Annotated in this window: 17 protein-coding genes, 2 tRNA genes and 3 rRNA genes; 10 read left to right on the top strand and 12 right to left on the bottom strand. The window is 31.7% G+C overall.

The genetic code is table 11. The features are described 5' to 3' along the window. Positions 1 to 23: 23 nt before the first annotated feature. The 6 genes from nuoF to ALEK_RS14810 form a co-directional block, all read right to left on the bottom strand. The gene (gene nuoF / locus ALEK_RS14835; protein ID WP_071627660.1) at positions 24 to 1,283 is read right to left on the bottom strand and encodes an NADH-quinone oxidoreductase subunit NuoF; all 1,260 of its coding nucleotides are present in this window, start codon (positions 1,281 to 1,283) and stop codon (positions 24 to 26) included. Positions 1,284 to 1,294: 11 nt separating this feature from the next. Further along, positions 1,295 to 1,774: an NADH-quinone oxidoreductase subunit NuoE family protein gene (locus ALEK_RS14830; protein WP_071627640.1), complete on the bottom strand. Its 480-nt coding sequence runs from the start codon at positions 1,772 to 1,774 to the stop codon at positions 1,295 to 1,297. Further along, the gene (locus ALEK_RS14825) at positions 1,774 to 3,408 is read right to left on the bottom strand and encodes an NADH-quinone oxidoreductase subunit D (RefSeq protein ID WP_071627641.1); all 1,635 of its coding nucleotides are present in this window, start codon (positions 3,406 to 3,408) and stop codon (positions 1,774 to 1,776) included. The genes ALEK_RS14830 and ALEK_RS14825 overlap by 1 nt, the downstream gene beginning before the upstream one ends. Beyond that, positions 3,401 to 3,916 (bottom strand): NADH-quinone oxidoreductase subunit B, encoded by a 516-nt coding sequence (locus ALEK_RS14820; RefSeq protein ID WP_071627642.1) that lies wholly within the window; start codon positions 3,914 to 3,916, stop codon positions 3,401 to 3,403. The genes ALEK_RS14825 and ALEK_RS14820 overlap by 8 nt, the downstream gene beginning before the upstream one ends. Beyond that, the gene (locus tag ALEK_RS14815; RefSeq protein WP_071627643.1) at positions 3,907 to 4,269 is read right to left on the bottom strand and encodes an NADH-quinone oxidoreductase subunit A; all 363 of its coding nucleotides are present in this window, start codon (positions 4,267 to 4,269) and stop codon (positions 3,907 to 3,909) included. Before ALEK_RS14815 ends, ALEK_RS14820 begins: the two co-directional genes overlap by 10 nt. Before the next feature lie 134 nt (positions 4,270 to 4,403). Then, the gene (locus ALEK_RS14810; RefSeq protein WP_071627644.1) at positions 4,404 to 5,564 is read right to left on the bottom strand and encodes a MalY/PatB family protein; all 1,161 of its coding nucleotides are present in this window, start codon (positions 5,562 to 5,564) and stop codon (positions 4,404 to 4,406) included. 180 nt (positions 5,565 to 5,744) lie between these two features. Between ALEK_RS14810 and ALEK_RS14805 the strand changes: the two genes are divergently transcribed. Next, positions 5,745 to 7,559, top strand: a complete 1,815-nt coding sequence (locus tag ALEK_RS14805; protein ID WP_071627645.1) for a menaquinone biosynthesis decarboxylase — start codon at positions 5,745 to 5,747, stop codon at positions 7,557 to 7,559. 22 nt (positions 7,560 to 7,581) lie between these two features. Here ALEK_RS14805 and ALEK_RS14800 read toward each other — a convergent pair whose 3' ends face one another. The 4 genes from ALEK_RS14800 to ALEK_RS14785 are packed head-to-tail and all read right to left on the bottom strand — an operon-like array spanning position 7,582 to position 13,523. Next, positions 7,582 to 9,855, bottom strand: coding sequence for a transporter substrate-binding domain-containing diguanylate cyclase (locus ALEK_RS14800; protein WP_071627646.1), 2,274 nt, complete (start codon positions 9,853 to 9,855; stop codon positions 7,582 to 7,584). Between the two features lie 48 nt (positions 9,856 to 9,903). Beyond that, a complete protein-coding gene (locus tag ALEK_RS14795; RefSeq protein WP_071627647.1) occupies positions 9,904 to 10,899 on the bottom strand; it encodes an ABC transporter ATP-binding protein in 996 nt (331 codons plus the stop codon). A 5-nt stretch (positions 10,900 to 10,904) separates the two neighbouring features. Continuing rightward, a complete protein-coding gene (locus ALEK_RS14790; protein ID WP_071627648.1) occupies positions 10,905 to 12,509 on the bottom strand; it encodes an ABC transporter permease in 1,605 nt (534 codons plus the stop codon). A 6-nt stretch (positions 12,510 to 12,515) separates the two neighbouring features. Beyond that, a complete protein-coding gene (locus ALEK_RS14785; protein WP_071627649.1) occupies positions 12,516 to 13,523 on the bottom strand; it encodes a Fe(3+) ABC transporter substrate-binding protein in 1,008 nt (335 codons plus the stop codon). A gap of 184 nt (positions 13,524 to 13,707) precedes the next feature. Here ALEK_RS14785 and ALEK_RS14780 point away from each other — a divergent pair, with 184 nt between their 5' ends. The 9 genes from ALEK_RS14780 (at position 13,708) to rrf (ending at position 21,956) form a co-directional block, all read left to right on the top strand. Continuing rightward, positions 13,708 to 13,986 carry a hypothetical protein gene (locus ALEK_RS14780; RefSeq protein ID WP_071627650.1) on the top strand — a complete coding sequence of 93 codons (279 nt, stop codon included), beginning with the start codon at positions 13,708 to 13,710 and terminating at the stop codon, positions 13,984 to 13,986. Further along, positions 13,986 to 14,555, top strand: a complete 570-nt coding sequence (locus ALEK_RS14775) for an anthranilate synthase component II (RefSeq protein WP_071627651.1) — start codon at positions 13,986 to 13,988, stop codon at positions 14,553 to 14,555. The genes ALEK_RS14780 and ALEK_RS14775 overlap by 1 nt, the downstream gene beginning before the upstream one ends. Continuing rightward, positions 14,552 to 15,748: an ArnT family glycosyltransferase gene (locus tag ALEK_RS14770; protein WP_071627652.1), complete on the top strand. Its 1,197-nt coding sequence runs from the start codon at positions 14,552 to 14,554 to the stop codon at positions 15,746 to 15,748. Before ALEK_RS14775 ends, ALEK_RS14770 begins: the two co-directional genes overlap by 4 nt. After that, positions 15,745 to 16,359 (top strand): hypothetical protein, encoded by a 615-nt coding sequence (locus ALEK_RS14765; protein WP_071627653.1) that lies wholly within the window; start codon positions 15,745 to 15,747, stop codon positions 16,357 to 16,359. The genes ALEK_RS14770 and ALEK_RS14765 overlap by 4 nt, the downstream gene beginning before the upstream one ends. Before the next feature lie 290 nt (positions 16,360 to 16,649). Next, positions 16,650 to 18,166: ribosomal RNA gene (locus tag ALEK_RS14760) — 16S ribosomal RNA — on the top strand. Positions 18,167 to 18,266: 100 nt separating this feature from the next. Next, positions 18,267 to 18,343, top strand: a tRNA-Ile gene (locus ALEK_RS14755). A 46-nt stretch (positions 18,344 to 18,389) separates the two neighbouring features. Then, a tRNA-Ala gene (locus ALEK_RS14750) sits at positions 18,390 to 18,465 on the top strand. A 308-nt stretch (positions 18,466 to 18,773) separates the two neighbouring features. Then, positions 18,774 to 21,687, top strand: a 23S ribosomal RNA gene (locus ALEK_RS14745). A 153-nt stretch (positions 21,688 to 21,840) separates the two neighbouring features. Beyond that, positions 21,841 to 21,956: ribosomal RNA gene (gene rrf, locus ALEK_RS14740) — 5S ribosomal RNA — on the top strand. Together the 16S, 23S and 5S rRNA genes with 2 tRNA genes alongside form the textbook arrangement of a ribosomal RNA operon. A 326-nt stretch (positions 21,957 to 22,282) precedes the next feature. On the opposite strand, the gene ALEK_RS14735 is transcribed toward rrf, so the two are convergent. Continuing rightward, entirely contained in the window at positions 22,283 to 22,744 is a 462-nt protein-coding gene (locus ALEK_RS14735) for a hypothetical protein (RefSeq protein WP_083574643.1), read from the bottom strand. Further along, complete coding sequence (locus tag ALEK_RS14730; protein ID WP_071626828.1) at positions 22,734 to 23,249, bottom strand: peptidylprolyl isomerase; 516 nt, start codon at positions 23,247 to 23,249, stop codon at positions 22,734 to 22,736. The genes ALEK_RS14735 and ALEK_RS14730 overlap by 11 nt, the downstream gene beginning before the upstream one ends. Between the last annotated feature and the right edge of the window lie 10 nt (positions 23,250 to 23,259).

Raw genomic sequence — 23,259 nt, 5'->3', positions numbered from 1 at the left:
TAAATTTAATTTAATTTTTTTGTTTATTTGTTTTCTTTTTTGAAATATGTTTCAAATTCATGTGCATATTTCTCTACAATACTTTGAATAATGTCTTTAACAGCTGGTGCAAAAACACAAACTGTTTTTCCGTTCATTGTGCCACATACATCAAGTATTGTATTTAAATCTTCACTGGAACCTTTTCCTTCAAGAATTTTATGAATAATTGTATCAATCCATCCACAACCCTCACGGCAAGGTGTACATTGACCACACGATTCATGATGATAAAATTCAATTAAGTTTTTAGCAACTTCAACCATTGATACACCTTCAGGAATAATCATCATTCCACCTGTCCCTAAAGTTGAACCAATATCCCACATAGATTCATAATCTAAGTAAGCTTTTTCAACTTCTTCAGCAGTTAATATAGGACATGAAGCACCACCTGGGATTACAGCTTTAAGCTTTAATCCATTTTTCATACCACCACCAATTTTTTCGATAACATCAGTCATTTTATTACCGTAGGCTAGTTCGTATACACCAGGGTTGTTAACTGGACCACTCATTGCAAATAGCATAGTGCCAGGTGCTTTCTCTGTACCGTATTTTGTATATGATTCATAACCATTTAATACAATATTAGGAACTGAAGCAATTGTTTCAACATTATTTACAGTTGCAGGATCTCCAAAGAACCATTCACACTCTTTACCATGTGGTTTAAGTCTTGGATGTCCTCTTTTACCTTCAATAGATTCAATAAGTGCTGATTTTTCACCACAAATATATGCTCCACCACCTCTGTGAACTGTAATATTCATTCTATAATCATATTTGTTCATGATTTTATCACCAATAATACCAGCTTCGTAAGCTTCTTCAATTGCAGCATTTAATCTATCAATAAAGAATTTATATTCTCCTCTAATGTAGATAAAACAATCATGTGCTCCAATTGCATAAGAAGAACAGATAATCCCCTCAATTAAAAGATGTGGATCGTATTCAAAAATTTGTCTATCTTTAAAAGTTCCTGGTTCTGATTCATCCCCGTTAGCTATTAAATATCTAGGTCTTTCATCAACTGGTGGCATTAATTTCCATTTAGGTCCACAAGCAGCTCCACCACCACCTTTTCCTCTAAGTCCACTTTTACAAACTTCTTCAGTTACATCTTCAGGTGTCATTGAAAAAAGTTTATCAATTGATTCATATCTTCCGTTTTTTAAAGCAACATCTAGTTTATGTGAATCTGGAATGTCAAAGTTTTTACTTACAATTTTTACAATCATGTCGTTTGAACTCATTGTCTACACCCCTTAATAATATTTTCTAATTTTTCAATAGTCATATTTTCATGGTATGTATTATTTAGTGCAATCATTGGTGCACCTCCACAAGCCCCTTGGCATTCAACTTCTGAAAAATGAAATTTTCCATCTTCTGAAGTTTGTCCTGGTTCAATATTTAAAGTCTCTTTAATGAATTTTTTAAGTTCAGGTGCACCCATCACCATGCATGATAATGTTTTACATAATTCAATATGATATGTACCAATTGGTTTTAGATTGAACATTGTGTAAAATGTTGCAAAAGAGTGTACTTCAATTGGAGATTTGTTTAATCTGTTAGCCATAAAAATCATAGCTTCAGGTGAAACCCATCCTTCTTGTTCTTGTACTAACCAAAGTCCTGGAAGCATCATTGCATCAGAATTTGGATATTTTTTTAGAATTCTTTGAAACTCTTTTTCATTTTCTTCTGTATATGTAAATGTTTTCATTATCTATCAAACTCCCCAGCAATAAAGTTCATACTTGCCATTGTAACAACGGCATCAGCAAGCATTCCACCTTCTACAATATTGGCATATGCACCAAGTGAATAAAAACAAGGTGGTCTACATTTTACTTTGTATGGTGTACCTGTTCCATCACTAGTAATAAAGAATCCTAATTCTCCATTTCCAGCTTCTGTAGATGAATAATATTCACCTTTTGGTACTTTTATACCTTCAAAAGTAAGTTTAAATTGATTCATTAAACCTTCAATATTTCCATAAACATCTTTTTTAGATGGAAGTAAAATACCAGGTGCATCAACATTAATTGCTCCATCTGGTAATTCTTTCATAGCTTGTCTAATGATTTTTACAGATTGTCTCATTTCTTCAAATCTACACATTACTCTGTCATATACATCACCATGTGATCCAACAACGATATCAAAATCGAAGTTTTCATATCCGTAATATGGTTTGTCCTTTCTAAGGTCATGTGGAATACCAGTTGATCTTAAGTTTGGTCCAGAAATTCCTGCATTAAGAGCAAAATCAGACTTAATAACACCTACATCTTGTGTTCTATCATGGAAAATTTTATTTCTAGCAACTAGACTTAATGCATCATCAATAGCAATTTCAACATCTTTTAGTACTTCTGCCATATCTTCATCAAAACCATCATATAAATCGAATTCTAATCCACCGATTCTCGTATATGTATTTGTAAGTCTAGCACCTGTTAATTTTGATAATAAATCATATGCTTTATCTCTTGGAGCAAATAAATACCAGAAGTTTGTAAGTCCACCTAAATCTACCATATTTGCAGCATTACATACTAAGTGATCAATAATTCTTGATAACTCACCAATAATAATTCTAATAAATTTAGCTCTTTGTGTAATATCGATATTTAACATCTCTTCAACAGCTTTTGAATAACCAATGTTATTTAAAATAGCAGAACAGTAGTTTAATCTATCTGTATAGGGAATTACTTGTGAATAAGTATGATTCTCACAAGATTTTTCAAAACCTCTATGTAAGTAACCAATTTCAGTAACACAAGCAGTGATTGTTTCACCTTCCATAGCTACGAAGTTTCTAATAGTACCATGAGAAGCAGGGTGTGAAGGACCAACATTTAATAACATTAAATCATTGATTTCTTCTTGAGAGTAACCTTTTGAATCTAAAAGAGGCAACATCTCATCCATTAAATCTTCTGTTTCAGTACAGATTTGACCTTTTGTAATTGGATAATCTTTTCTTAAAGGATAACCAAAAAATTGGTGATGGTTTAAAAGTCTTTTTAGATTTTTGTGACCTTTGAATTTTATACCATATTGGTCATAAGCTTCTCTTTCACCCCAATCAGCAGCTTTATATAAATCAGAAATAGTATCAACTTCTAATGTTGCATCATCAATATATGCTTTAACTGAAGTTTGATTTTTAAAACTTCCATCTCTTAGAATATATATTACAGCGAATCTAGAAGGAGTTACATCTGGATATTTAGAGTAATCAACAACTGTAACATCAAGTAAGATTGAATAGTTGTCTTCATTTTTTAGTTTTGAAATCGTAGATTTGATTTCACTTGAATCAATTAACATATCACATTTAAGCATCTAAGAATCCTTTGTAGTCTTTAACTCTATCTTTGATAATTGATTCATCATTAGCTTTTTCTTGAATTCTCATAATTGCATCAAGTACAGCTTCAGGCCTTGGAGGACAACCTGCTACATATTCATCTACGGGAATGATTTCATCAATTCCTTGTAATGTTGTGTAGTTATCGTAAAATCCACCTGAACAAGCACATGCACCCATAGAGATAACCCATTTAGGTTCACACATTTGCTCATATATTTTTTTTAGAATTGGTGCTTGCTTATAAGAAATAGTTCCAGCAACAATAAGTAAATCAGCTTGTCTAGGAGAAAATCTTACAACTTCTGCTCCAAATCTAGATAAATCGTATTTAGCACCGGCAACTGACATGAATTCAATACCACAACAAGCAGTACCAAATACCATTGGCCATAACGAATAAGATCTACCCCAGTTAACTGCGTGATCAAGTTTTGTAGTAACTATTGAATCACCAAGTTTTGATTCTGCGCCTAATCCCATGATAGTGCCTTTTTCTTATATATATAAATTAAGCCTGAAAATAAAAGTCCCATAAACATGAACATTTCAAATAGTCCAAGATATCCTAGTTCTTTAATATTTACAGCCCACGGAAACATAAATATGATTTCCACATCAAACAGAACAAATAAAATTGCAACTAAATAAAATTTAATTGAAAATCTAATATTTGTATTACCAACTGGGTTAGATACACCACTTTCATATACTGTATTTTTCATTTCCGCATGTTCATTTTTAGGACCAATAAATCTAGTTAAAGTGAATACTCCAACTAAGATAAGTCCGATTGCGACAAAAATAACAGATGCAAGAATTAATTCTGTTGACATTTCATATCCTATTTATTTTAATATCATTTGAAGATTGTACACAAATCAATGACTATTTTGAAGTTTTTCACTCATTTATAAAACGTTTATTCTCATTATGAGAAAAAAGGTAATACTTTATTGCCTATATTTAATTAAAATGCCTTTGATAATTTTCTCAAAGCCTCATGTAATCGCTCTTTGTTAAGTGCTGTGTTCAATCTAAAGTAAGAATAACCATTGCTACCAAAAGAAACACCATCGTTTAATGCTAGTTTAGATTCAGTCAATAACTTCTCTTTTATTACTTTGTGAGACAGCTGTGTATTTTTGAAACACAACCAAATTAAATATGTAGCTTCAGGCTCGTAAAATTCGATAGGTAAGTTATTTATTTTTAAATAATTTTTTGTTAATTCTATATTATTTTGGATGTATTTTTTCAGTTGTGAAACGAATTCTGCACCATTTTCGTACGCAGCTTGTGTTGCAATATAACCAAAGAAATTTATAGAATTTATTTGTCTTTTTTGTGAAACTTTCTTAAATGTTTCAAGTAATTCAGGATTGTGTGAAATTGCATAAGATGTATTTAGTCCAGCAATGTTAAATGTCTTTCCTGCAGAATTTAGTGTAATAGTAATATCTGCAATTTCTTTAGAAATTGATGCAAGTGGAATGAACTTTTTAAATGTAATATCAGAGTGTATTTCATCAGAGACTATTACAATATTATTCTCTTTACATATGTGTGCTAAATCTTCTAATTCTTTTTTATTCCAAACTCTTCCTACTGGATTATGAGGTGAGCATAAAGCTAGGACTTTAGTATTTTTTGTAATCTTAGCTTTTAAGTCTTCTAAATCCATAGTATAATAACCATCTACTTCTTTTAATTCATTTATGATTAATTTTCTATTATTTGATTGTACACATTTAAATAGTGGAGGATAAATTGGAGTTTGAACGATTACTTCATCATTCTCATTTGGACAAAAAGCTTCAATACAAGCGGAATAAGCGGGAACTACACCATTTACCATATAGATTTCATCTTTTTTTACATTCCAATTATGTTGATTCTTTTGCCAATTTATTATTGAATTAAATAAATCATCACTTTGCAAGCTATATCCATAAGTTGAGTTTTTCGCTGCCTCAAGAATTTTGTCATTAATAAATGCAGGAGTTTTAAAATCCATATCTGCAACCCATAAAGCTTGCAAATCTTCATAACCAAAATATTTTTCTAAAGCATCGTGTTTTTCACAGTTTGTATTTTTTCTATTGTTTTCTTCGTCAAAATTGTAATTCATATTTATACCTAATAATTGTTTTAAGTAAATTTTATACAAATAATCTTAATTTTGCTTATTTTTATGAATATTGAAATTAGTATCTTTTTATAAATCATACATAAAACCTCTATTATAAACTATTTTTTATTGATAAAATGATATAAGTTTTATACTAATACAAACTATCATGGGGATTAAATGAAAGAAGCAATTGAACTATTAAAAAAACATGATTTACTTAGAGTTATTGACGATGAATTAGATATTTATTTAGAGATACCTCATATTGCATATATTGAAGTAAAAAAAGAGGATTCAAAAGCCCTTTTATTTACAAATGTTGTTGATAAAAAGAATGACAAAAAATATGATATGCCAATTCTTATGAATGTATTCTGTAATGAAAAAGCAGTTAAATTATTCATAGGTGATGGAGATAAAATTGGTGCTGAGATTGAGTCTTTACTAAAGATGAAACCACCTACTACTTTTAGTGAAAAACTTTCTACTTTTGGAAAGTTATTTGCATTAAAAAATACAATTCCTAAAAAGAACAAAGGAAAAGGTGAGTGTCAGCAAGTAATAAAACTAGGCTCTGATGCAAAACTTTCTGATTTACCTGTTCTTACTACTTGGGAGCAAGATGGTGGACCATTTATTACTATGGGGCAAGTATATACTACTTCTTTAAATGGTGAGATGAAAAACTTAGGTATGTATAGACTTCAAGTATATGAAGACAATACTCTAGGAATGCACTGGCAAATCCACAAAGATTCAAATCACTTTTTCCATGAATACAAAAAAGCTGGTAAAAAAATGCCTGTATCTATTGGTATTGGTGGAGACCCTATGTATATTTGGTGTGGACAAGCTCCATTACCAATTGGGATTTTTGAATTAATGTTATATGGTTTTGTAAAGAATAAAAATGCTCAACTTGTAAAATCAATTACAAATGATATTTGGGTTCCAAAAGATAATGATTTTATTATTGAAGGATTTGTTGACCCATCTAAACTAAGAATTGAAGGACCATTTGGAGATCATACTGGATATTATACTCTTGAAGAAGAATATCCATTTATGGAAGTAACTGCTATTACTTCAAAAGCAAAACCAACATACCTTGCAACTGTAGTTGGTAAGCCACCATTAGAAGATAAGTATATGGGACATGCAACAGAGAGAATTTTCTTACCCTTACTTAAAACTACAGCACCTGATTTAATAGATTATTATATGCCAGAAAATGGTGTGTTCCATAATCTTATTTTAGCAAAAATCAAAACTTTATATCCAGGTCACGCACAACAAATGATGCATGCATTCTGGGGAGTAGGGCAAATGTCTTTTGTTAAACATGCAATCTTTGTAAATGAAGATGCTCCAGATTTAACAGACCATGATGCTATAGTAGAGCATATATTAAATAGACTTAACATAGATGATATTATGATTTCAAAAGGTGTAGTTGATGCACTTGATCACTCTTCTCCTAAGTTTGCATTAGGTGGAAAACTAGGACTTGATTGTACAGGTGAAGAGATTGAAGAATTAGGTATCACTCAGATTGAAGATGATGAGTTATTATTCAAAATGAAATCTTTAACTAATGAAGTTGTAGATTTAAAACAATATTATACTAATACAAAGAATCCAGTTACAATTATTACAGTAAATAAAACTAGAAGTCAAAAACATCTGTTTGAAGACTTAAAGCCATTATATGAAAATATGAAGGTAGTTATTATGATTGATGCTGCAAATCAAAATGATGTTAATAATCCATACATGTTAGTTTGGAGAGTTGTTAATAATATGGATTCAAATAGAGATGTTTATATTGAATCAAATACAATTTGTATTGATAGTACAAATAAAAATTCATTTGATAATTTCAAAAGAAGATGGCCAGATGATGTAGATTGTACACCTGAGGTTTTAGATTCTTTACAAGAAAGAGGAATTATTGATATAAGTGATGAATTCAAAAAAGAATTCCAACTATAAAGATAAGAGATTTCTCTTATCTTTATAAAACTTTTATATCATTCTTTCCATTTTCTTTTACAAAATACATAGCTTTATCAGCTCTTTTTATAATATCTGCTTTAGTATCATTATTTTTATATTCTGTAACTCCAAAACTAGAAGTTAATGTTTTTCCTATTTTTAAATCTTTATTTATAATAAGCTCTTTTAAAAACTGTGCAACTTTCACAGCTTCATCTTTATTCGTATTAGGAAGTATCACAATAAACTCTTCTCCTCCCCATCTACCAATATAATCAGTACTTCTTATGTGTTTTGAGACAAGCTTACTAATAGATACTAAAACATGATCTCCTTTGATATGTCCTTGCGTATCATTGATTGCTTTAAAGTCATCAATATCAAGAAATATAATTGAAAAAATTGAATCACTATTTTTTGCTTTTTTTATCTCACTAGTCATGATCTTTTCAATTTTTCTTCTATTAAATACTTTTGTTAAACTATCTTTGTTTGCATAATCAATAAGAGCTTTTTCTGCTATTTTACGCTTCTTAATCTCTTTTCTCATTTTTGTATTTATTATCAATATAACAATTATGATAATAAATAAAGGAGCAATATATTTATAAACCCATGAGTAATCATTAATTTCTTGATATAAAACTAATTGATATTTATGTTCAATCATATCTTTTTCATCTTGAGTGAATTGATCAATAATTTTATTTAGAATATCAATAGCAATTTGATTCTCTTTTTTTGTACTTAATCTTATTTCCATTGTATAAGGTAAAGTACCAGATATTTTAATATGATTGTTTTTTTTCTTTATAATATTATATGAAAGACTAAATATATTATGAATAACTCCAAATATTTTCTTATCTTCAAGCATTGAAAATGCTTTGTTTAAAGTATCAACTTGTATAAACTCAATATCAGGATAATTCTTTTTTAGAGAATAAAAAATAGATGTTTTCTCAAGTAATGCGATTTTTTTATTTTTTATTAAAGATAAGTCTGTAATAAGGTTAGTATTATTATCTGTAGCAATAGCCATTGATATATTTGTTAGAGGTTTACTAAGGCTAGTTTTTTGTAAATCTACACTATTCTTATTATAGTTAACTCTAAACATCCTATCATTTGTTTGTATTGCACTCAAGATCTTTTCACTTGGTGGATACTCAATAATATTAAAATTCTTATTTAATTTATTTTCTAGTAATCTCCAGTAATCAAGTTCAATTCCATCTAATTGATTATTGATTTTATATGAATATGGCATATTTTTGCTATTTGATATTAGAGTGAAGTTTTTACTTTTAAGAAATTTTCTCTCAGTTGCATTTAAAAAGAAATCTTTTTTATTATATATAAAATCTTCAATTTCAAAATCGACATTCTTTTTAAATCCTAATACTAAATATAAACGTTTCATCTCAAGTATTTTTTTCTTGTCAATTTGTCCTAGGATTCCTTCATTATATTTGGATAATTTTTTAAGTACCTTAGCTTCATATATTAATGACTTCAAAGATTTATTTTGAGTATTGTATTTGTTATATATCAGTTTTGCTGTTTCTTCTATATTCTCAAAAGCGTAAGCCCAACCTTTTAATGTGGCTTCCGTAAACTTTTTTACTCTTATTGGGTTATTTTTTAATTCTTTTTGGGATGTGAATAAAATACCTCCATAGAAATCAAAGCCATAATCTTTAGGATTAAAAATATCATATTCAATACCCTTATTTTTTAGAATATATGGTTCATTAGATAAATATGAACCCATTAAATCCGTTTTCCCTGAGATTAAATCATCTAATTTAAAAGAGTGAGGAATAAAATCTATTTCATTTGTTTTAATACCTTCAGATTTAATCATTGAATTGATACTGGCAGCTGATCTTGCATCGCTTGTTAGCATTATTTTTTTTGATTTAAAATCATTTATAGATTTAATATTTGATTTTTTTAGACTTAATAAAACCATAGGAGAATTTTGATAAATTGCATTAAGTAATACAACTTTATGACCTTGTAAACGGTCAATAATTAGTGATGACTTTCCAACACTATAAGTATTGTCATTTTCAAGTACATTTTCTAGTAAATTAAGATTATAATTAAATTCTTTAATATTTACATCTAGATTATTATCAGAATAATAACCTTTTTCTTTTGCTATATAATAACCTGCAAATTGGAATTGATGTAACCAATCTAATTGTAGATTAATTCTATCTTGGCTATTTGCACTAGCATTTAATAGTAGTATAATAAATAATGTAAGAATATTTTTAAATAACATTCAAACATTATACATAATTAAATTAAATTATTAATTTAAAATTAAGAATTATTTAAAAATTATTTTTATTTCACTCTTTTTAATTTCTAAATAAAGATTATTCTCTTCTTTTAATGTATCAAATTCTTTTTGATGAATTATAAAATTTGGGTTTTCTGGGAAGTTTTTTAATTTTGCTACAATTTCATAATATTCACCACAGAATGATGAATCTATTATCTCAACTTCAAAATTATTTTTTTCATTTGTAAGTAAACATTTATTAATAGAAATTACTGCTATTTGTTTTTCATTTATTTCTAAATTCATACTTTTTGTTACTTCACTTGAAAGTACATTTATCTCTGATAAGAAGTTTGCAATATAATAGTTTGCTGGATTATTATAAATCTCATTTGTTGTATCAAATTGTAATAATTTTTTATCATGGATAATACCAATTTTATCCGATATTGTTAAGGCTTCTTTTTTATCATGAGTTACAAGAATAGCACTAAGATTATATTTTTTGATTAGGTTTTTTAACCAAATTTTTGTTTTATATCTTAGTTGTGAATCAAGATTTGCAAAAGGCTCATCTAGTAATAATATTTTTGGATTATTTGCCATTGCTCTAGCAATTGCAACTCTTTGTTGTTGTCCACCTGAAAGCTGATGAATTTGTTTTTTTCTATGATCTGTAATATCAAATTGTTCTAATAGTTGAAGAACTCTTTTTTCTTTTTCTTTTTTAGATAATTTGTCTAAAGCAAAAGCAATATTATCTTCTACATTTAAATGTGGAAATAGGGCATAATCTTGAAAAATATATCCAACTTCTCTATTTTTTTCATATATTTCTTTAGAAGATACACATGTATCACCTATACAGATATTCCCACCATGTTCTCTTTGTAGTCCTGCAATAGATCTTAAAATTGTTGTTTTACCACATCCACTTTGACCTAATAAAGTAACAATCTCTCCTGATTGTACATCGAAAGTAATATCTTCTAATATTGAAGTTGTATCAAATTTAATTGAAAAGTTATTTACACTTACCATAAGTTTTATGCCTTATTCATATTTTTTGCTAATAGTGTCACCGATATTATTCCAATTACAATAATAAACATTGATGGTACAGATGATTCTATAATTTGTGCTTGTTGTGTTAATTCTAATGCTCTTACAGCTAAAGTATCATAGTTAAATGGTCTTAATATCATAGTTAAAGGAAGTTCTTTAATTACTTCAATAAATATAACAATAAATGCAGCAAATGCTGAATTTTTTAGTAAAGGTAAGAATATTTTTACAAATGTTTTATTTTGACCTATATTAAATGTTTTAGCCGCATCATCATATGTAGTTGGAATTCTAGTAAATCCTGATTCGAAGTTATTAATAGCAATTGCTAAGAATCTTACACAATAACCAAATACAACGGCAATAACTGTTCCTGAGATTATATATGTTGATGAAAATAAATCAATTACATATCTATCTAAAATAGCAAAGAATGATAATATACCAACAGCTACTACTGCTCCTGGAATTGAATATCCCATTTTTACAACTTGTGTTAGTATTGATGAACTTTTGTCTTGATTAACTCTTACATTGTATACAAATAGTAAAGCCAATGCTGTAATTAAAGCTGCTGAACCTAAGGCTAATGTTAATGTTTGATATAGTAAAGTCATAAAGTCTTCATCAATTATTTCTTCATAAGAAATAGCAAACCAAAAACATAATTGAATGAATGGTAATAAGAAACCTAAGAAAAATGGAACAAAACATGTAATTACTGCTAAGACATTTTTAAAACCAGTTAATTTAACTTTATCTATTGGTTTAAAATCTTTTCCAGAACTTTTATATACTTTATTTCTTCTTTGAAGTCTTTCTAAAACAATTAGTAAAAATACAAAAGTCATTAAAATACTAGCTAGTTTTGCGGCGTCTTCTACAGAACCCATTCCAAACCAAGCCCTAAAAATCCCAGTTACAAAAGTACTTACTCCAAAATAATCCATAACTCCAAAATCAGCAACTGCTTCCATAACTGCAAGTGTAACTCCTGCAACAATAGCAGGTCTAGATATTGGTAAAATTACTTTCTTTAAAATCTGCCAAGAAGATAAATTGAATGTTTTAGCGGCATCAATAATTGATGCAGATTCAAACGAAAGATATGTTTTACAAATTAAATATACATATGGATATAAAACTAAAGACATAATTATAATAGCACCTTCAATTGACATAATATCAAAGAAGATAACTTCATCTAAAGTTTTCCCTAAAGTATCTAGAATAAATGTAGTAACTGAACCTGTAATATCGAACATACCACCATAAATAAATGCCATAATATATGTAGGAATAGCAAAGGGTAGGATTAGTCCATAATGAAAAAATTTAGAAAAAGAAAAGGTATATAAAGATGTAAGATATGCTGTGGTAAAACCAATTAAGGCAGTTAGTACTGCAACACCAATCATAATATATAGCGAATTAAATACATATTCAAAAAGAAGAGTTTCTTTTAAGTGTTCCCAGTTTTCACTAGATCCTATAAATAGATATAAAAATATTATTATTGCTGGTGCAGATATAAGTAGTGTTAAAAAAACACTACTTATTTTTAATTTCGAAAAATTGTTTATCAATTATTATTACTTCCAACCTGCTTGATCAAATACTTTAACAGCAGCTTTATTGTTTTCACCTAATGTGTTAATCGAGATTGTATCATCTTTAAACTGACCCCAAGATGAAACTAATTCAGAAGATTTAACACCTGCTAATACTGGGTATTCATAGTTAGCTTGCGCGAATAATTCTTGTGCTTCTTTAGATGCTAAGAATTCAACAAATTTAATTGCGTTGTCTTTATTTGGAGCGTATTTTGCAACACCTGCACCAGATACGTTAATGTGAGTTCCACCATTTTCAAATTTAGGGAAGAAAATTTTAACTTTTTTTACAGATTCTCTTTGAGAAGCGTCTTTGTTATGAACCATTTTACCAATGTAGTAAGTATTTGCAATTGCAACAGAACCAATTCCATTTGCTACAGCTTTAACTTGGTATCTATCATTACCTTTTGGAGCTTTAGCCATGTTGGCAACAACACCTTTTGCCCAGTTTAATGCATATTCTTTACCATGGTGAGCAATCATTGCTGCCATTAAAGATTGGTTATAGATATTATTTGATGATCTAACCATAATTTGACCCTTGAATTTAGGATCAGCTAAACCTTCATAAGTAGATAATTTTGAGTCCATTCCTGAACCAATTCTATATACTGCAACTCTTGATCTTTTTGTTAAGGCAAACCATTTGTTGTCTTTATCTCTTAATGTAGCAGGGATATTTGTAGTTAAGTAGTTAGAGTTAATTGATTGTAATAAATCTTTACTTTTTGCTTGATATAATCTTCCAGCATCAACCGTGATTAAAACGTCAGCAGGCGATTTAGCACCTTCAGATTCCATTCTTTTAATTAAAGCAGAAGCTTTTGCTTTAACAACATTAACTTTAATTCCTGTTTTTTCTTCAAACATTTTGAAAAGTTTCTTGTCTGTATCATAATGTCTATGAGAGTAAACATTTACTTCACTACTTGCGTATAACGAACTTGCTAATACTATTGCACTTAATGCTAATTTTTTAATCATTGATTGTCCTTATTTTAAATCATACTGATAATTGTTATCGCAATTATAGAGTTTATTAACTTTAATTAATCTTAATAGTAAGAATGATTATCATGTAAGTTATTTTATGCTTTTAAAAAATTTGTTTAAACCTAAAACTAATTTTTTATTGTTATAATATATTTTTATTTTAAGGAAAATACTTATGAGCGTAATTTTTGAATCAAGAATCAAATGTAATAAAACTGGTGGCGTATATATTGAACTAAAAGATTTAGTAGATGGTAGAGTTGAAATCTGTAAAGATATTGAAGAATATTCAACAAAAATTGAAAAATTAGGTGAAGATTATGGTGGACAGATTGATGAAGTAAAATGGTTCGTTGACGAAGGTGTACCTCAAGAAGAACTTAATCAAATTAGAATGGACATGGATAAAATCAAAGAAGACATGGATAAAGCCAAAGAGGGTATGGATAAGTAATGATTTTAATGATAGATAACTATGATTCTTTTACATACAATATAGTTCAATATTGTTTAGAATTAGGAGCAGATCTTAAAGTAATCAGAAATGATGAATTATCAGTTGAAGAGATTGAGAAACTAAATCCTGAAAAGATAATTATATCTCCAGGACCTGCAACACCAAATGATGCTGGTATATGTTTAGATGTTATTAAGCATTTTGCAGATAAAAAACCAATATTTGGCATTTGTTTAGGTCATCAAAGTATTGCACAAGTTTTTGGAGCTGAAGTTATCAGAGCTGAAAATATGATGCATGGAAAAACATCTAAAATTAAAGTAATCAATGATACTAATATTTTTAAGAATATTCCAAAAGAGTTTACTCAAACTAGATATCATTCATTAACAGTAAAACAAGATAATTTACCATCTTGTATTATTCCAACATCAATGAGTTTAGATGACAATGAAATTATGTCTTTAGAAATTAAAGATAAACAAATTTATGGAGTACAATTTCATCCAGAATCTATAATGAGTGAATATGGATATGAGATGATAGATAATTTTCTAAAATTATGATTAATTCAAAGAGTTACAACTACTTATTCTATTTTTTATTATCAATATTAGTAGTAGTTCTGCTCTTTGTATCAAATACATTAAGTATATCTTATAAAGAAGCTTTAAATGTATTTGAAAATACTTCTGTTTTAACTTACATAACAAAAACCTCAATATATATATTTGGACAAAATGATATAGCCCTTAGATTACCCTTTATAGTTTTTTATATTTTGAGTGTTCTATTAATGTACAAAAGTACAGAAAAATATTTTAAATACGATAGAGATAGATTTCTATCTATTATTATATTTATGGTTTTACCTGGAGTTTTAAGTGCATCATTACTAGTTAATAGTGCAATAATGGTCACTTTTTTCACTTTACTGTATCTTTACTTTTTTCATAAAGAGAAAAAACATTCTTATATACTTTTATTTTTATACTTATTAATAGATAATTCCTTTGCAATTTTATATTTTGCAATTTTTTTATTTAGTTTAAAAAGTAAAGATAAAAAAATACTAATTACTTCACTTGTTTTATTCTCATTATCTATGTATATTTATGGTTTTGAATCAGCTGGTAAACCCAAAGGTTATTTTTTAGATACTTTTGCAATTTATTCAACAATTTTTTCTCCTTTGCTTTTTGTATATTTTGTATATACAATTTATAGAGCAGGAATTAAAAATGAGAAAACTTTAACATGGTATATTTCAGCAACAGCTTTACTTTTATCTTTAATTTTTTCACTTAGACAAAGAATTTATATAGAAGACTATGCACCTTATGTCGTAATTTCATTACCTTATATGTTAAAAACATTCTATCATTCATACAGAGTCAGATTAAAACAGTTTAGAAAGAAACACTATATCTCTGCAATTTTAGTTTTTATTATGCTATTTCTAAATGTAATACTAACAATTATAAATAAACCTTTGTATTTAGTAATTCCAAATGAAAGAAAACATTTTGCTTATAAATACCATTTTATAAAAGAAATTGCTCAAGAGCTAAAAAAGCGTAATATTGATTCAGTGTATACAACTGATGAGCGATTGCAATTAAGATTAAAATATTATGGTATAAAAAAAGGCTATAACTATTTTATTACATTTAATAAAGCTACCATATATACAAGCTCTATTACTGTCAATTATTATGGAAGAGATTTAAAAACTTTATATATTAAAAAAGTTAAATGAAAAAATCATTTACAATACTTGAATTAATTATTGTACTACTTCTTTTATCTCTATTATATACATCATTTATTCCCAAAACAAATACAAATAATATTTATGAATTAAAAAATAGATTAATCCTTCAATTAAAGTATCTTAGATACAAAGCATTAACTGACAACAAATATGATGAATCAGATTCAAAATGGCATAAAGAGAGATGGTCTTTTAAAATATTTAACTGTGATAAAAACAAAGATGGTGTTTACTATACTATGTATTCAGATTTAAATAATACTGGTCAAGTTGCTGCAGATGAAGCATTAGATGATCCCCTTTCTAACAAAAATATTTTTACTGGGAAACAATGTATACCAAATAATTCAAATAGTAAATATGTACTTTTAACTGATAATTTTAATATAAGAGAAATATATGCTACCTGTAATAGTACTAAGGCTATTGTTCAAATCTCATTTGGTTTTGATGGTAATGTATATTCAAAATTATCTAAAGATGAAAATGACAGTTTTAATTATAAATTAGAAGAAAAATGTATCATAAATATTGTTGATAAAGATTCAAATAAAATATTTATTACAGTTGAAAATAAAACAGGATTTATATATTAAAAGATAAATTTTATAATTTAAACCCAAATTAAGAAAACTCCCTTGACAAAGGGGATTAATTTGTCTATAATTCCCGTCCAATTTCAGAGGAACGACACAAAGTTCTGAAGAGATATGATCTTTAAAAACAGATGGTTTAAAAAGAAGTAATCTTTATAAACCGAATATAGAATAAACAATAAAACAAAACAAGAACAAGTTTCTTGTCTATTTAAGCTTTTTACATTAAGTAAAAACATTTGAGTGATAATTTTGTAATTAATACAAAAATTGTCAGTTTCAAACATTCATTTATGGAGAGTTTGATCCTGGCTCAGAGTGAACGCTGGCGGCGTGCTTAACACATGCAAGTCGAACGAGAACGGGTTATAGTTTACTATAACTGTCAGCTAAGTGGCGCACGGGTGAGTAATATATAGGTAACGTGCCCTAGAGAGGGGGATAACATTTGGAAACGAATGCTAATACCCCATATGCCTTTAAGTCTTAAGACTGCAAGGGAAATATTTATAGCTCTAGGATCGGCCTGTACGGTATCAGTTTGTTGGTGAGGTAATGGCTCACCAAGACTATGACGCCTAACTGGTTTGAGAGGATGATCAGTCACACTGGAACTGAGACACGGTCCAGACTCCTACGGGAGGCAGCAGTGGGGAATATTGCACAATGGACGAAAGTCTGATGCAGCAACGCCGCGTGGAGGATGACACATTTCGGTGCGTAAACTCCTTTTATATAGGAAGATAATGACGGTACTATATGAATAAGCACCGGCTAACTCCGTGCCAGCAGCCGCGGTAATACGGAGGGTGCAAGCGTTACTCGGAATCACTGGGCGTAAAGAGCGTGTAGGCGGGTTTGTAAGTTTGAAGTGAAATCCAATGGCTCAACCATTGAACTGCTTTGAAAACTGCTTACCTAGAATATGGGAGAGGTAGATGGAATTTCTGGTGTAGGGGTAAAATCCGTAGAGATCAGAAGGAATACCGATTGCGAAGGCGATCTACTGGAACATTATTGACGCTGAGACGCGAAAGCGTGGGGAGCAAACAGGATTAGATACCCTGGTAGTCCACGCCCTAAACGATGTACACTAGTTGTTGTGAGGCTAGACCTTGCAGTAATGCAGTTAACACATTAAGTGTACCGCCTGGGGAGTACGGTCGCAAGATTAAAACTCAAAGGAATAGACGGGGACCCGCACAAGCGGTGGAGCATGTGGTTTAATTCGACGATACGCGAAGAACCTTACCTGGACTTGACATAGAAAGAATAACGCAGAGATGTGATAGTGCTAGCTTGCTAGAACTTTCATACAGGTGCTGCACGGCTGTCGTCAGCTCGTGTCGTGAGATGTTGGGTTAAGTCCCGCAACGAGCGCAACCCTCGTCGTTAGTTGCTAACAGTTCGGCTGAGAACTCTAACGAGACTGCCTGGGTAACCAGGAGGAAGGTGAGGACGACGTCAAGTCATCATGGCCCTTACGTCCAGGGCTACACACGTGCTACAATGGGGCATACAAAGAGCAGCGATACCGCGAGGTGGAGCAAATCTCAAAAATGCCTCCCAGTTCGGATAGTAGTCTGCAACTCGACTACTTGAAGTTGGAATCGCTAGTAATCGTAGATCAGCAATGCTACGGTGAATACGTTCCCGGGTCTTGTACTCACCGCCCGTCACACCATGGGAGTTGAACTCATTCGAAGCGGGGATGCTAAAGTAGCTACCCTCCACAGTGGATTCAGCGACTGGGGTGAAGTCGTAACAAGGTAACCGTAGGAGAACCTGCGGTTGGATCACCTCCTTTCAGAGAAAGAGTTTAGATTCGTTTCTAAACTCAAAACTAAAAAGGTTTATTGAACCTTTTCTATATTCGGTTTATAAAGATTATTTGTGAATATAAAAATGGGCCTATAGCTCAGCTGGCTAGAGCGCTCGACTGATAATCGTGAGGTCCCAGGTTCAAGTCCTGGTAGGCCCACCATTTTTTATAAATAATCTTAACCTAACTAAAATAAGTTAACACAGATGGGGAATTAGCTCAGCTGGGAGAGCGCCTGCCTTGCACGCAGGAGGTCAGCGGTTCGATCCCGCTATTCTCCACCATCTAAAACCAATCCTGATTTACAAAACTAAATATAAGTACTTAAAAGAAGTATTTATATTTGATTTTATAATCAAAATGATATTTAAAAACATAATGTTAAAGTCTTTAATTTTTTCGTTAATAAAATCTTTCGTATGAAGAATTTATTAAAAATAAAAAATTTTATATCTAAAAAAACTTATTTAAATGAAAGTTTAAATAAAAAGTATAGATAGACACAACTAACTTATTAAATGTAAATTTAATAAGATAGTAGCCAAGGAATAATTATTCAAAAAAGCGGTTGATACTTGTATCAACTAAATTATAATAAGCTATTAAGGGCTAATGGTGGATGCCTAGACTGTAAGAGGCGATGAAGGACGTACTAGACTGCGATAAGTCTTGGGGAGCTGTCAAGAAGCTTTGATCCAGGAATTTCCGAATGGGACAACCCAGCATATGGAGACATATGTTACTCGAAAGAGAGCTAACCCGGTGAAGTGAAACATCTCAGTAACCGGAGGAAGAGAAATCAAATGAGATTCCCATAGTAGCGGCGAGCGAACTGGGATTAGGACAAACCCTATGCTTGCATAGGGGGTTGTAGGACCAAGATGTGAGATCAAAGAAGATAGATGAAATAGTTGGAAAGCTATAGTATAAAGGGTGATACTCCCGTAATCGAAATCTTCAATGACTCTATTGGTATCCTGAGTAGGACGGAACACGTGATATTTTGTCTGAATCTGGGGGGACCACCCTCCAATCCTAAATACTACTTACAGATCGATAGTGAACAAGTACCGTGAGGGAAAGGTGAAAAGTACTCCAGCGAGGAGAGTGAAATAGAACCTGAAACCATTAGCTTACAATCATTCGGAGCCCTATGTTTTTAACAGGGTGACGGACTGCCTTTTGCATAATGAGCCTGCGAGTTGTGGTGTCTGGCAAGGTTAAGCCAAGTGCGAAGCCGTAGCGAAAGCGAGTCTTAATAGGGCGACTTAGTCAGATGCTGCAGACCCGAAACGAAGTGATCTATCCATGAGCAGGTTGAAGCTGGTGTAAGAGCCAGTGGAGGACCGAACCGGTGTGCGTTGAAAAGTGCTCGGATGACTTGTGGATAGGGGTGAAAGGCCAATCAAACTTCGTGATAGCTGGTTCTCTCCGAAATATATTTAGGTATAGCCTTGCGTAGTAGCATATAGGGGTAGAGCACTGAATGGGCTAGGGCTGCTTACCGCGGTACCAAACCCTATCAAACTATGAATACTATATGTGTAATCGCAGGAGTCAGGCGTAGGGTGATAAAATCCTATGTCGAGAGGGGAACAACCCAGACTAACAGCTAAGGTCCCTAAGTCACATCTAAGTGGAAAACGATGTGGAGTTACTGTGACAACCAGGAGGTTGGCTTAGAAGCAGCCATCCTTTAAAGAAAGCGTAACAGCTCACTGGTCTAGTGATTCTGCGCGGAAAATATAACGGGGCTAAGATGTGCACCGAAGCTTTAGACTTGGATTTATCCAAGTGGTAGGAGAGCGTTCTATTCAGCGTTGAAGATGTACCGGTAAGGAGCGTTGGAGCGGATAGAAGTGAGCATGCAGGCATGAGTAGCGATAATTGAGGTGAGAATCCTCAACGCCGAAAACCCAAGGTTTCCTACGCGATGCTCGTCATCGTAGGGTTAGTCGGGACCTAAGTCGAGTCCGAAAGGGGTAGACGATGGCAAATTGATTAATATTTCAATACCAACAAATAAGCGCGATGTGGGGACGCATAGAGTTAATCGAGCTCACTGATGGAATAGTGGGTCGAAGGACGTAGGTCGTATCTTAGGCAAATCCGGGATACACGAGACCGAGATCTTACAGGCTCTTGACACTCTTCGGAGAAGATAGAGAATCGATGATACTGTCGTGCCAAGAAAAGCCACTAAGTATATTATTTGTTGCCCGTACCGTAAACCGACACAGGTGGGTGGGATGAGTATTCTAAGGCGCGTGGAAGAACCCTGGTTAAGGAACTCTGCAAACTAGCACCGTATCTTCGGTATAAGGTGTGCCTACTTTGGTATAGAGATTTACTCTCAAAAGCTAAAGAGGTTGCAACAAAGAGTCCCTCCCGACTGTTTACCAAAAACACAGCACTTTGCTAACACGTAAGTGGATGTATAAGGTGTGACGCCTGCCCGGTGCTCGAAGGTTAATTGATGATGTCAGCGTAAGCGAAGCATTTGATCGAAGCCCGAGTAAACGGCGGCCGTAACTATAACGGTCCTAAGGTAGCGAAATTCCTTGTCGGTTAAATACCGACCTGCATGAATGGCGTAACGAGATGGGAGCTGTCTCAACCAGGGATCCAGTGAAATTGTAGTGGAGGTGAAAATTCCTCCTACCCGCGGAAAGACGGAAAGACCCCGTGCACCTTTACTACAGCTTGACACTGTAGCTTGGATATTCTTGTGCAGGATAGGTGGGAGGCTTTGATTCATAGACGCCAGTTTATGATGAGCCATCCTTGAGATACCACCCTTGAATATTTGAGTTACTAACTTGGTACGGTTATCCCGTATGAGGACAATGTCTGGTGGGTAGTTTGACTGGGGCGGTCGCCTCCTAAAAAGTAACGGAGGCTTACAAAGGTTAGTTCATGGCGGATGGAAATCGCCAGTTGAGTATAATGGCATAAACTAGCTTGACTGTGAGACATACAAGTCGAACAGAGACGAAAGTCGGTCATAGTGATCCGGTGGTTCTGTGTGGAAGGGCCATCGCTCAAAGGATAAAAGGTACGCCGGGGATAACAGGCTGATCTCCCCCAAGAGCTCACATCGACGGGGAGGTTTGGCACCTCGATGTCGGCTCATCGCATCCTGGGGCTGGAGCAGGTCCCAAGGGTATGGCTGTTCGCCATTTAAAGCGGTACGCGAGCTGGGTTCAGAACGTCGTGAGACAGTTCGGTCCCTATCTTCCGTGGGCGTAGGAAAGTTGAAGAGATTTGTCCCTAGTACGAGAGGACCGGGATGAACGTACCACTAGTGTACCAATTGTTCTGCCAAGAGCATCGTTGGGTAGCTACGTACGGATGAGATAAGCGCTGAAAGCATCTAAGCACGAAGCCAACTCTAAGATGAACTTTCCCTGAAGATCCCAGCAAGACTAGCTGGTTGATAGGCTAGATGTGTAAGCGTTGTAAGACGTTTAGCTGACTAGTACTAATAGATCGTTTGGCTTATTTTTATAACTTGGTTTACTATCTTATTAAGTGTATACTTAATAATTAAGTGTCAACAAAGACGTTAGAAATAACGCAAAGACTTTAACATTACTTTTTATAACTCACTTAATGTGAGTAATGAATATATTTTTTATAATATGTTGATTACTCATATTGCTGGTGGTAATAGAGAAGTGGCAATACCCAGTCCCATTCCGAACCTGGAAGTCAAGCACTTCATCGCTGATAATACTGCAGGGTCCCCTTGTGGAAACGTAGGCCGCTGCCAGCTCTTGAGTTTTTCAAAGCTTAGTTCAAAACATTTAGGTGTTTTTAACTAAGCTTTTTTTTTAGCCCTTTTTTTATGATTTAATCATGTTTTTTTACTTATTAATAGAAAATCCTAATTTAGTTAATACTTCTTCTTTATATATATTCTTTTTATTTAATATTACTATAGATCTGCTACAAGCACTTTTTTACTTTATATGAGTATTTATATTGAATGGTTTGTTTTATTTGTTATATTGTAGATATGGAGTTTTATAATGCGGTTCTTTTATATTTTAAAGCCAAGGTTCTTTTCTTGACTTCTTAATATGAATTTTATTAGTTTTTTTAAATAAAATATTGAGAGATATTCATTGCGTACCAAATAATTGAAAAGTTAAAAAGGAAAATAATCATTGAAGTCAATCTTGACAGGATTTTTTCTTTAAAGCTTCTTTCTCTTCCATGGGCTTTTAATGAGATATACATATGTAATGCAGTTGCAAGAACTACAAGTAATACAATAGAAAGTTTTCTATATAGTAATTCACCAAATCTACTATCTACAAATTCATTTGTAAACATAAGAGAATATAGATCATGTTGATTTAAAAGCAAAGCACCCGTAATTATTAATAATGTAATCCAAATTAATTGAAAATATCCATAAAATGGACCAATATGAGAGTAGATTGTTTTTTGTACTTCCGGGTCTTTAAAGTAAATACCCATTCCAAAAAGTAATAATCCGCCGCCAACCCATGTGGCAGCTGAGATTATATGTATAAATAGAATAATATTAGTTATCATCTTTATTTTCTAAAATTTCAATAGAAACAATTTTATCACCTTGGTGAATATTATCTAAAGAAGAGAAACTATCTGAATCAGTATTTTCAATCTCTCCAAATACAGTATGTCTACCATCTAAGTGAGGACAAGGTACAAAACAAATAAAGAATTGGCTACCACCTGTATTAGGACCGGCATGAGCCATTGAAAGACTACCTTTATTATGTACTTGCTTTTCAGCTTGAGTTTCACATTCAATTGCCCACTCAGGACCACCTGTACCAGAACCTTCTGGACATCCACCTTGTGCCATAAATCCATCTATTACTCTGTGGAAATTCAAGTTATTATAAAAACCTTCATTTGCTAATGTAGCAAAGTTTGAAACAGTATTTGGCGTTTCTTGGTTAAATAATTTGATCCAAATAATTCCATTATCTGTAGTTATTTTAGCAAAATTGAATTTTGATAATTCTTCTTGTGAATAATTGTATTCTTTTAGTTCTTTTTTAAAACCGAACATTTATATCCTT

Origin of the sequence: Poseidonibacter lekithochrous (assembly GCF_013283835.1) — a bacterium.
GTDB classification, from domain to species: Bacteria; Campylobacterota; Campylobacteria; order Campylobacterales; family Arcobacteraceae; genus Poseidonibacter; species Poseidonibacter lekithochrous.
This window is presented reverse-complemented; position numbering and strand designations above follow the sequence as displayed.